Here is an 11,376-nt window from a genome sequence, read left to right as displayed (position 1 = left end):
CGACCAGCCCAAGCAGGGCATCCACCTCAATGATCGGCGCGTCACCAGCACCAGCACCATCTACCGATGCAGTGAACTTCTCTCCTTGAGGACCGCATCCGGACCGGGAAGAACACCGGGTTCGGCCGGTTCCCGTCCCGGCAGTTCGCGATCAACCAAGCGTGGCTCGAACTCGCCCTGACCGGCATCGACCTGCTCTGCTGGACCCAGCACCTGCTCCTGGACGGGCCACTCGCGGTGGCCGAGCCGAAGAAACTGCGCTACCGGCTCCTGCACGTCGCCGCCAAACTGAGCCGCACCGCCCGCACCACGACCCTGCGCATCGCCGCCGAATGGCCCTGGACCGACGACCTCGTCACCGCGTTCCAACGACTCGCCGCGCTACCCGAACCCGTTACCTGACAACAGAATCCGCCGCCCGCCCACGACCAGGACCACGGAGCAACCCGGCCTACGACCGGGCGACACAGCCTGCCCCGCCACCATCGCCGACACCGACCCATCATCCGCCAACAGCCGAAACGATCAGCCGCCGCTTAATGAAAGACGGAGGCTAGTGCGTTGACCATGAACGTTTACCGGGTCTGATCGGTCAGGCGGCCTTGGCCCGGGGGCGGCCCCAGCGTTGCTGGCGTTCACTGCGGACACGAGCGCGTTCGCGGCGTTGGGCGGCCAGGACGTCGGGGTGGCGGGCGTTGGCGTTGCGCCAGCGCAGGTATTTCTGCATTTCCCGTGCCAGGACGGTGTGGTTGGGGTGGTTCGAGTTCGCCATGGTGAACATCCGTAGCGGCCCGAACTGCGCCTCGATGGGGTTGGCCCAGGACGCGCTGGTCGGCGTCAGGCACAGCTCGACCTTGTTGCGGGCGGCCCAAGCCCGGATGGTCGGGGTCTTGTTCGCCGACAGGTTGTCCAGGATGACGTAGATCGGCGCGCCGTCCGGTCGTGCCTTGCGGATCGACTTCAACGCGGACAGGGTGTGATCTGCGCCTTTGCGGCGGCGGTTGACACCCCAGAGCTGGTCGTCGCCGAGGCTGTAGCAGCCGTGGAAGTACCGGATGCCGTGCGTGCGATGGTAGGTCGCCGGCAGCCGATCCGGGTGCGACTGCGGCGCCCAGCCACGGCCGTGGTGCGGGCGGATCGACAGCGGCCCGAACTGGTCGAACGCGAAACAACGGTTCGGGAAATTGCTGGTCACCTCCTCGATCCGGTCGAGTTTGGTGTCGAAGTCCGGGTCCTTCGACTCCTTCCAGGTGCGGGTCCGCTGCCAGCTGACCTCGTTACGGCGCAGGATCTGCCGCAGCCGTTCCCGGCCGATGACCACCCGCCGGGCGGCGCCGGTGGCCAGGTAGTCCGCGAGTTTGCGCAGGCTCCAGCAGGTGAAAGGTCGCCCGAGCGTGCTCGGGCGAGCCTTGGCCGTCGCGACGATGAACGCCTCATCGTCGTCACTGATCCGGCGGGGACGACCTCCCGCCCACCGAGGGTCCAGCGCGCGAAGACCCATCTCGTTGAACGCGTGGATCACGTCGCGGACGGTGTCCTCGTGCCCGGCGATCAGCCGGGCGATCGCCGGCACCGGCGTCCCGGACGCCGACGCCATGATGATCAGAGCCCGCCGTACTCGTACTGAATCGTGCTTGCCCCGGCGGACGAGTTGTTGCAGCTTACGGCCTTCTTCTTGCGTCAACCGCCGTGCCCGTACCGGCTCAGCCAACCCGCCACCCCACTCTCAACGGCCAATATCACCGCCGTCGAGAGTGGGCCTTCACCCGCGACTACCGGCGGACGCCGCCCGGCGTGTCGCCCAACCCGGTGAACGTTCATGGTCAACGCACTAGCCGCAACTGAGGCTTGTTCTATCTCGTGTCCATAGCCATGATCGAATGCGCTCACATCGGCCACTTATCTACTGGTGGCACGACCGCAGCCCGGCCAGGCTAATGGGTCTCGAACCGGCCTGTTCTGGTAGAAGAGGTCGGGTCCGCACCGCCAGGGGTCGAGCACTCAGTCAGGCTGGCCTTCGAGGTCTTGACCAAGAGCGTGCCGCCTCTGGTCGGTGGGGAGGCGAGACGACTGGTGGGATGTCGTGCCGGCCGCGCACTGATCCATTAGCGCGTGCGTAGCTCCTCCTCACGGTGTCGGATCGTGGCCGGTGCTGGCGAGCGGAGGAGGAAGCGATCGGTGCTGTTCATTGGTGACGATTGGGCTGAGGCGCACCACGATGTCGAGGTGCAGGACGAGGCTGGGCGCAGGCTGGTCCGTCGGCGGCTGCCGGAAGGCGTCGCCGGGATCGCTACCTTGCACGCGCTGGTTGCTGACCATCTCGGCGACAGCGAACCGGGCTCGGTGGTGGTCGGGATCGAGACCGACCGGGGCCCATGGGTTCAAGCTCTGCTGGCGGCCGGCTTTCAGGTGTTCGCGGTCAATCCGATGTCGGTGGCCCGTTACCGGGAACGGCATGTCACTTCGGGCGCGAAGAGTGATGCCGGGGACGCGCATGTGCTTGCCGAGCTGGTGCGCACGGACCGGCAGCATCACCGGCCGATCGCCGGGGATAGCGACCTGGCCGAGGCGATCAAGGCCCTTGCCCGCGCACATCAGAACCTGATCTGGACTCGGCAACGGCAAGCCGGTCAGCTGCGCTCGACGCTGCGTGAGTTCTACCCCGGCGTCCTGCACGCGTTCGAAGATCTCATCAGCCGTGACGCCCTCGCGGTCCTGCAGATCGCACCGACACCCACCCAGGGTCGGGCGCTGTCGCAATCGAAGATCGCATCGGCGTTGCGCCGGGCCGGTCATCAACGCAGCACCGACGCCAGCGCTGAGCGGATCCTGAGCCGGCTTCGCGAGCCGCAGCTGGCCGTGGCGCCGGTAGTCGAAGTGGCGTTCGGGCACACCGTGACCGCGATAGGCGCCGTCCTTATCCAGCTGACCATTCAGATCGAGCAGCTGGAACAGGAGCTGAACGCCCATTTTGAGCGTCACCCGGACGCGCAGATCTTGCTGTCCCAGCCCGGCTTGGGACCAGTGCTCGCCGCCCGGGTGCTCGCTGAGTTCGGCGACGACCCCAGCCGCTACGCCGACGCCAAAGCCCGCCGCAACTACGCCACCACCAGCCCGGTCACCCGCGCCTCTGGCACCCGCCAGGTCGTGCTCGAAGAACTGATCCCCTCGGCGTGGCATCACGTCGAGCAGTACGCGAACAACCCGATCGAAGCTGATCACGGTCAACTCAAACGCCGACTACGACCGATGCGCGGACTCCAGACCGATCGCACAGCACAGGTTGTGATCGCCGGGCACACCTTCCTGCAGAACCTGCGCCGCGGCCACTACGACCTCGCAGTCGACACCACCCCGGTAGAACGGGTCGCCGCTGCGTTCACCGAACTCGCTCAAGCAATCTGACACGCCTGTCCCAGCCGAGATCGACGCGGCCACCGATCTCGCAATGCAACGGCGCCGCTCAGCGCACCGCTGCGCACGAACCGGCTGTCCCGGGCGGGTGGTCGAGCCGCGGCAGAGTTCGGACGCGCCACTGCTAGGCCGAGCGACGAGCGTGCCGCGTTGACACGGGTGTACGAAACGCACCCCGACTACTCGCCCAGGCCCTGACCAATGCCCTCAAGCACGCCGGCGCTCGCATCTCCGTCGGCCTGTGCCTAGCGGCCGACTCCTGCCTGGTCCCCATCGTCGTGCATGACAGACGAACCCGCGCCCGAGGCCAACCGGCCGGAGCGCCGTTTTAACAGTCGTCTCAGGTTCGCTCGGTATGAACTAGGCATCGCCGGGCGACGCGGGCCTCGGCCCCGCCGGCATGGCCGAACGCGCCGCGCTCTACGGCGGAACGGTCAGCGCCGGCCCCGCACCGGACGGTGGCTGGACCGTCCACGCGACCCCGAAAGGCAGCCATTCATGATCTCTGTGCTCGTGGTGGACGCCCAGCCGATGCAGCGCTTCGGGTTTCGCATGCTGCTCGAGAGCACCCCCGACACCGAGATCGTCGGCGAAGCCGAGAACGGCGCCGAGGCCGTTCGGCGGATCACCGAGCTGCATCCCGACGTGGTGCTGATGGACATCCGCATGCCGGGCGTCGACGGGATCGAGGCCACCCGGCGCATCGTCGCCGCCGGTGGGCGTTCGCGGATCCTGGTGCTGACGACGTTCGACGTGGACCGTTACGCGTTCGCCGCGCTGCGGGCCGGGGCGAGCGGTTTCCTGCTCAAGGACATCCGCCCGGAGGAGCTGCTCGCCGGCATCCGGGCCGTCGCCGCCGGGGACGCGGTGATCGCGCCGGCCCTGACTCGGCGGCTGCTCGACGCGTTCACCGACCGGTTCGACGATGACCTCTGCGAGCCCGTACGGGAGGATCCCCGGCTGGACTACCTGACCGACCGCCAGCGCGAGATCCTCGTCGCCATCGGCCACGGCCTCACCAACGGCGAGATCGCGCAACGGTTCACGCTGTCGGAGTCGACGGTGAAGACCCACGTCGGGCGGATCCTCGCCAAGATCGGCGCGCGGGATCGGATCCAGGCCGTGATCCTCGCCTACGACCTGAGACTCATCCGGCCGATTTAGCGCTTCATCCCGCGCGTCCGTCGGGGGCGCGAGCGTAGTTCCCAGCCGCACCGCTCCGCTGCCGGGTCCGCGTGTCACCGCCCGTCCGACCGCCACGACGCAGCGCGGGTGGGAGTTCATTGCGTACGTGTGTGAGCTCAGAGCTGTTCTTCGGCTGGTTGACCTCGGCGAGCTCACACACGTTCGACGCTTCGTCAGGACTCGCGGAGGGAGACCGTCATGATGCCGATGCACATCTCGTCGCTGGTGCCGTCGCCCCACACCACGTAGCGCGGCGGCAGCTTCCTCAGCTGCGGCACCAGTTTGCGCAGCCCCGCGTCGTGCGTACACGTCACCCGCAGCGTGTCCCCCGGACCGATGTCCACCGGCGCCGGCAGCTGCACCAGCCGCTGGTTGTCGAAGTTGAACTGCGGCACGTCCAGCACGACCTTGGCCTTTGGAGTGCCCGGGTTGAGTTCGACCTTGATGGCCCGCCCGAGCATGTGCATGTGGCCGAAACCGGCGAACAGCGTCATCGGCGCCTCCACCATGTGGTCGCAGGTCTGGGTGTTGCCGGGCTTCGGCACGCCCCGGCCGCACTCCTTCACCTGACGGTCCGCCATTTCGCCGACGTCCGGCCCGAACCGCTTGGTCACGTCCGCTATCGAGGCCGCCCGGTCACAGAGCGGACCCGACTCGTCGGCGGCGCAGGGCAGGTCGGTCGGCGCGTCGACCGGCCACGTTTCGAGTTCCCGGGTCTGCGGCGTGCCGTCGGTCAGCCGTAGCCGCACCGCCGACCGGTCCGGCCCGGCCGGCTTGCCGTCGGTCGCGAGCAGGTTGTAGTGGATCTGGAGGATGAGCAGGCTGCCCGGCTCCAGCTTGTAGCCGGCGTCCTGGGTGAGCAGCGCCTCCGTGGTGCCCGGCGCCCAGGTGTCCACCCACGCCGCGTCCCCTTCTTCTACCTCGGCCCCCTCCACACCGGTCCCGCCGAAACACTGCCAGCCGAGGTCAGGGGTCTTCGCGTCCTGCTTGCGCACCGCGGCAGCGCCGCCCGGCGGCACCGCGTACACGATGGCGTGGTGCGCGATGGCGACGTTCCCCGGCATGAACTGGGTGCCGGTCAGGAACGCCGCCTTGGTCAGACCCGGATCGATCATCTGGCACCGGTACTCGTCCGTGCCGCCCTCCGGCGGCGCGGGCGTGTAGGCCCCGGCCATCTTCAGGTTGACGAACCGCTCGCCGGCGCGCAGTGGCTGCGGTGGAGCCGACGACCCGCCCGCGTGCCCGCTGTGCGGGCCGGCCGGGGCGGGCGCCGGATTGGTGCCGGCATCCGACCCGCAGGCGACGACAGTGAACGCCGTCGCCAGCGCCATGGTGGCCGCCCCGAATTTCCACGGTGGACTGTCAGGTTTCTTCATAGCCCGAACGCTAGGCCCGATTCTGTCCCGTTTCGTCGTACCGCGGTCGTCATCTCGAGAAGGAGGTGGTACCGCGGTACTGCTCTCTGAAGCGCGTCTGCTGCAGAACACCTGGTTCGGCCACCCGGGCTGAGCGCCGTATTAACGGTCGTCTCAGATTCGCTCGGTACGAATTCGGCGTCAGATAAGCGATGTACGCGTACGTAGGAGGCTAGTGAATGGCAGTCAACGCAGCGCCGTCCGGGGAGACGCCGCCCGGTCGGTTAGCAGGCCGGTGGGTGCCGTGGTTGGTGATCGGCTTGTGGGTGGCGCTGGCGGCGGTCATGGTGCCGCTGAGCGGAAAGTTGAGTTCGGTCACCACCGACAGCGCCGTGGACACCCTGCCGGCCAGCGCCGAGTCCACCAAGGTCGCGGTGCTGGAGGACAGTCTCCCCGGCGGTGATGACAACACGTTCGTCTTCGTGTACCACCGCGACGGCGGCATGACCGCCGCCGACCGCGCGACGGTCGAGCGCCACTACGAGACCCTGGCCAAGCGGTACCCGCCGAAGGCGACGGCGGCGGCCGGCGGCGAGGACGAGGGCCCACCGACGAAACCCTCCACCGACGGCAAGGCGATGATGTTCACCCTCCAGGTGAGTACGGCCTACGGCGCACCGGAGGCCATCGTCGGCCCGCTGCGTGACGCCGCGAAGGACCGCCCCGCAGGCCTGGAACTCGACGTGACCGGCCCGGCCGCGGTCGACGGCGACATGGACGCCATCTTCGACGGCATCGACCTGCAGGTCTTCCTCACCACCGTCGTCGTCGTCACGCTCCTGCTCATCCTCACCTACCGCAGCCCGGTGTTGTGGTTCATCCCGCTGGTGGCCGTGGGCGCGGCCGCACTGACCGCGATGGCGACCGTCTACCTGCTCGTCAAGGGCTTCGGCATCGTGGTCAACGACCAGAACTCGGCGCTGCTGACGATCCTGGTATTCGGCGTCGGCACGGACTACGCGCTGTTGCTCATCTCCCGGTACCGGCAGATGCTGCACCACCACGAGAACGTCCGGGTCGCGATGGTCCACGCGCTGCGCGGCGCGGCGCCGGCCATCGTCGCGTCCGCGGCCACGGTGGTCGCCGGCCTGCTCTGCCTGCTCGCTGCAGACCTGAACAGCACCAGCGGGTTGGGCCCGATCGGTGCGGCCGGCGTCCTGTGCGCGCTGATCGCCATGCTGACGCTGTTTCCGGCGGTGCTCGTGGTGCTCGGCAGGCGGATCTTCTGGCCGGCCATCCCGCGGTTCAGCACGGCCGTTGAGGAGAAGCCGGGGCTGTGGGGACGGCTCGGCACCGCCATCAGCCGCCGCAGGTGGGTGGCGACGCTCGCCTCGCTCGGAGTCCTCGGCGTGCTCGCCATCGGGCTGGCCGGCAACACCGGTGCCCTGCGGGAGCAGGACCAGTTCCTGTCCGCGCCGGAGTCGGTCACCGGCTTCACCGTTCTCCGCCAGCATTTTCCGGAGCTCGGCGGCCAGCCGATGACGATCTTCACGCGACCGGCACACCAGAAGCGGGTGCTCGACGTCGTCAAGGGCACTCCCGGTGTGGCCATGGCCATCCCGGAGCAGACCAGCGGTGGCTGGGCCAACATCTCCGTGTTCCCGACGGACGCGCCGGACACCGTCGCGGAGTACGACACGATCAAGCGGCTGCGCACCGCCGTGCACGCGGTGAGCGGGGCGGAGGCGATCGTCGGCGGGCCGAGTGCGGAGAACCTCGACACCGAGGTGACCACCAGCCGCGACGAGAAGCTGGTGATCCCGCTGGTGCTCGCCGTCGTCCTGCTCGTCCTCGGGCTGCTGCTGCGCGCGATCGTGGCCCCGTTGGCCCTGATGGCCACCGTGATCGTCTCATTCGCCGCAGCCTTCGGCGGCAGCGTGTTCGTCTTCGACACGATCCTCGGGTTCAAGGGCGTCGACTATTCGGTGCCGCTGCTGGCATTCATGTTCCTGGTGGCGCTCGGCGTCGACTACAACATCTTCCTGGCCAGCCGGGCCCGGGAGGAGACCGTGCGTCTCGGCACCAGAGAGGGCATGCTCAAAGCCCTCTCCGCCACCGGTGGCGTCATCACCTCGGCAGGCCTGGTCCTGGCGGCCACGTTCGCGGTCCTTGCCACACTTCCGCTGGTGATGCTGATCGAGGTCGGGTTCCTGGTCGCCTTCGGCGTGCTGCTCGACGCCCTGCTGGTGCGGTCAGTCCTGGTGCCCGCCCTCACCCTGGTGATCGGCCGGCGGATCTGGTGGCCGAGCCGGCTGTCCCGTCCGGCGGCGGAGCCGCCGACCGGGCACCAGTCGCTCGCCGAGGACGAGGAGCCCGCGCTGCAACGGTGAGCGCGGCGGCACGGACGAGATCCGGGACGGGACCCAGCCTCGTCCCGGATCTTCATGGGCCCCGCCGCCGGGGCGGGTCAGCGCTCCGCGGTGTCCTTCCCGTCGGTGAGCCGCGCGATCGGGGCGGGCGGGTCCGCAGCCGGAAGGTCGACCCGAAGCAGCGCGCCACCGCGTGCGGAGCGGGCAACGGTGGCCCGGCCGCCGTGGGCGTCGACGACCCGCTGCACGATCGACAGCCCCAGACCGGAACCCGGCAGCGCCCGGGCGCTGTCGGCACGGTAGAACCGGTCGAACACCCGCGGTACGTCGGCGGCGTCGATGCCCGGCCCGGCGTCGTCGACCTCGAGAACCGCCGACTCACCCTCGGCACGGAGCCCGACCTGGACCGGCTGGTCCGCGGGGGACCACTTGCCGGCGTTGTCGATGAGGTTGAGCACCGCCCGCTGGAGCGCAGCGGGACGCCCGCTCACCCAAACGGAGGTCAGGTCGAGCGCGACCTCGATGTCGGGCATGCGGGAACGCGCCCGGGTCACGGCGGTCACCACCACGTCGGCGAGGTCGAACAGCTCGGTGCTCTCGTCGCTCACGTCACCGCGCGCCAGGTCGGTCAGCTCGGCGGCAAGGGTGCTCAACTCGGCCACCTGGGCGCCGAGATCGTTGAGCAGCCGGGTCCGGCTCTCCGCCGGCAGTGCGCTGTCCAGGGTGCCGCGCCGATCGAGCCGGATCAGCAGCTCGACGTTGAGGCGCAGGCTGGTGAGCGGGGTCTTGAGCTCGTGGGCGGCGTCCTCGGCGAGCAGCCGCTGGGCCAGCCGGGAGTCCCGGAGCGCGGCGAGCATGTCGTTGATCGACTGGATCAGCCGCCGGATCTCCCCACCGCCCTCATCCGGGATGTCGGCGTCGAGATCCCGGGTGTGCGCGACACGTACCGCGGCGGCGGTCAGCCGGTCGATCGGCGCCAGCCCGGTCCGCGCCACGGTCCGCCCGACCAGGGCGCCGCCGGCCACGCAGAGCAACCCGATCAGCAGCATGCCCAACCCGAACCGGTTGATCGGGCTGTCGTCGGCGACGCGGGCCACCTGGACCGCGCCGTCGCCCGCCCGCAGCGTGTAGATGAGGTAGCCGTCCTCGTCGCTGTCGCCCGACTCCATCAGATCGGCCGACGCGCCCTGCGCCACGCGCCCGGCGCGCTCGCTGACGGGCGGCAGCGCGGGTTGGCCGGCCGGCGTCCGGGTCGAGCCGTCGGCCAGGATGACCCGCACCAGCCGGCCGGATCCGGGATACGGCGGTAGCTGGACCCGCGCCAGACCGGCACGCTCCGCGTTCGCCGCCAGGACGCGGGAATCGGCGCGTAGCTGATCCCCGGCGGCGTCCTGCAGCTCCCCGCCCAGGAGCTCGGTGGCCACCTGGAAGGCCACGAACACGCTGACCGCGATGGCCGTCGCCGCGATCACCGTCATCCTGGTCCGCAGGGACCGCCGGCGCCACCACAGGGTCAGCCGGCGCGGTCCCCAGCGGGTGTGCCTGCTCACGGAGGAGTCTCCCGCAACGTGTATCCCAGGCCGCGCAACGTGTAGATCAATCGCGGCTCGCCCTCGGCCTCCATCTTGCGGCGCAGGTAACTCACGTATACCTGGAGGTTGTTGGCGGTGGCGCTCATGTCGAAGCCCCAGATCGCCTCGAACAGCGCGTCGCGGGTCAAGACCCGGGTCGCGTTGCGCACGAGGACCTGCAGGAGGGAGAACTCGGTCCGGGTCAGGCGCAGCGGCCGCCCGCCACGCCACGCCACGAACCTGTCGGGATCGAGCCGGACGTCGGCGAACGACAGGATCTGCGACTCCCCGTCGGCCGGCGTGCGCCGGCGCAGCAGGGCCCGCACCCGGGCCAGCAACTCCTCGGTGGCGAACGGCTTGGGCAGATAGTCGTCGGCGCCCGCGTCCAACCCGGCGACCCTGTCGGAGACCTGATCCCGGGCGGTCAGCATCAGCACCGGCAGATCCCGGCCCGCCGCCCGCAACCGCCGGCAGGTCTCCAGCCCACCGAGGCGGGGCATCATCACGTCGAGGATCAGCAGATCCAGCGTGTCACCGCCGGCCCCACCGACCCCGTCGAGCACGGCGAGACCGTTGGCGACGGTGCTGGTGTCGTAACCCTCGACCTGGAGCACCCGCTCCAGCGACTCACGGATGGCCGCCTCGTCATCCGCGATCATGATCCGCACGCACGCCCGCCCCCTCCAGCCGATGCTTTTGCCGCCCATGCTCCCCGAGCAACCTGAGGCCAGTATTAGAGCCGTCGCCGCTGCGGTGCCCGCGGGCCGTGCTCCTACGGATGCCTAAGCTCGGCACCGGACCTTCCCGGTCCGTCGCCTAATACTCCAGCAGGAGATCCGTTTTAGGGTTCTGTGAGTGCCTGTCGGGCGTAGTGGCTGGTCTTGGCGGCGGCTTGGTGGCGGCGTCTGGCACGGACCAAGGCGTCGTCCCAGCTGGCCCGGCCGATCACATCCTGCATGCCACCAGGACCGTCATCGCCGGCATGCTCCGCGATCGTCCAGCAGTTCTTGACCGGCAGCAGCGCCAGCAGCCCGGCCACGAAGTCCCGGACCCGGCGCCGGCTTTCCGGCCGGGCGAAGCGTGCCTCGATCGTGTCCATCAACGTCTCGAACAGCTCAGACCATCGTCAGCACCTACGCTGTAGGCAGCAGCCACCGCCGCGTCTTGGGTCCACACAACCTTCGAGACTCAGCGGTGGCTGCTTACCGTTCACGGACAAACCACACCGTCACCGCAGGTCAGAACGGATCTCCTGTTCGAGTACTAACCGCGTGGTGGCAGGGCGACCGCCCATAGCCAGCTCCGTCACCTCGTGATGATGCGCGGGGCTCGCGGCGGAAGCGGAGGCGTGATCAGGTCCAAGCCACATCCCGGAGCCGGGAGCGCATCGGTATTTGTCAAGTCAAATTGAGACGGTTTGTGCCTGTGTTGCTGGCTGGTTGATCCAGGCTTGGTCGGGCAGTTGGGGTGCGCGGGGCCGGC

At 69.2% G+C, this 11,376-nt stretch carries 7 protein-coding genes and 3 pseudogenes; 5 read left to right on the top strand and 5 right to left on the bottom strand.

Annotation, left to right across the window (positions count from 1 at the left end; genetic code table 11):
* Positions 1–84 precede the first annotated feature (84 nt).
* Positions 85–402: pseudogene (locus tag ACIA5D_RS51320) on the top strand (transposase); the annotation flags it as partial.
* 190 nt (positions 403–592) lie between these two features.
* Here ACIA5D_RS51320 and ACIA5D_RS51315 read toward each other — a convergent pair.
* Complete coding sequence (locus ACIA5D_RS51315; protein WP_396038044.1) at positions 593–1,711, bottom strand: IS630 family transposase; 1,119 nt, start codon at positions 1,709–1,711, stop codon at positions 593–595.
* A 467-nt stretch (positions 1,712–2,178) separates the two neighbouring features.
* Between ACIA5D_RS51315 and ACIA5D_RS51310 the strand changes: the two are divergent.
* The 3 genes and pseudogenes from ACIA5D_RS51310 to ACIA5D_RS51300 all read left to right on the top strand — a co-directional run.
* Positions 2,179–3,153: pseudogene (locus ACIA5D_RS51310) on the top strand (IS110 family transposase); the annotation flags it as partial.
* Positions 3,148–3,405: pseudogene (locus tag ACIA5D_RS51305) on the top strand (DDE-type integrase/transposase/recombinase); the annotation flags it as partial. The pseudogenes ACIA5D_RS51310 and ACIA5D_RS51305, both read left to right, overlap by 6 nt.
* Before the next feature lie 507 nt (positions 3,406–3,912).
* On the top strand, positions 3,913–4,578 hold the full coding sequence (locus tag ACIA5D_RS51300) for a response regulator (RefSeq protein ID WP_396038043.1): 666 nt from the start codon (positions 3,913–3,915) through the stop codon (positions 4,576–4,578).
* A gap of 194 nt (positions 4,579–4,772) precedes the next feature.
* Here ACIA5D_RS51300 and ACIA5D_RS51295 read toward each other — a convergent pair whose 3' ends face one another.
* On the bottom strand, positions 4,773–5,975 hold the full coding sequence (locus ACIA5D_RS51295) for a monooxygenase (RefSeq protein WP_396038042.1): 1,203 nt from the start codon (positions 5,973–5,975) through the stop codon (positions 4,773–4,775).
* Between the two features lie 290 nt (positions 5,976–6,265).
* On the opposite strand from ACIA5D_RS51295, the gene ACIA5D_RS51290 reads away from it, so the two are divergent.
* Positions 6,266–8,344 carry an MMPL family transporter gene (locus ACIA5D_RS51290; protein ID WP_396038045.1) on the top strand — a complete coding sequence of 693 codons (2,079 nt, stop codon included), beginning with the start codon at positions 6,266–6,268 and terminating at the stop codon, positions 8,342–8,344.
* Positions 8,345–8,421: 77 nt separating this feature from the next.
* Here ACIA5D_RS51290 and ACIA5D_RS51285 read toward each other — a convergent pair whose 3' ends face one another.
* The 3 genes from ACIA5D_RS51285 to ACIA5D_RS51275 form a co-directional block, all read right to left on the bottom strand.
* Complete coding sequence (locus ACIA5D_RS51285; protein WP_396038041.1) at positions 8,422–9,873, bottom strand: ATP-binding protein; 1,452 nt, start codon at positions 9,871–9,873, stop codon at positions 8,422–8,424.
* A complete protein-coding gene (locus tag ACIA5D_RS51280) occupies positions 9,870–10,562 on the bottom strand; it encodes a response regulator transcription factor (RefSeq protein ID WP_396038040.1) in 693 nt (230 codons plus the stop codon). Before ACIA5D_RS51280 ends, ACIA5D_RS51285 begins: the two co-directional genes overlap by 4 nt.
* Positions 10,563–10,735: 173 nt before the next feature.
* A complete protein-coding gene (locus tag ACIA5D_RS51275; protein WP_396038039.1) occupies positions 10,736–10,993 on the bottom strand; it encodes a hypothetical protein in 258 nt (85 codons plus the stop codon).
* Positions 10,994–11,376: the final 383 nt, after the last annotated feature.

The sequence above is a fragment of the Actinoplanes sp. NPDC051513 genome, assembly GCF_044454685.1.
Classification (GTDB): domain Bacteria; phylum Actinomycetota; class Actinomycetes; order Mycobacteriales; family Micromonosporaceae; genus Actinoplanes.
Note: the sequence above shows the minus strand (reverse complement) of the source record. Positions and strands in the feature narration are given on the sequence as shown.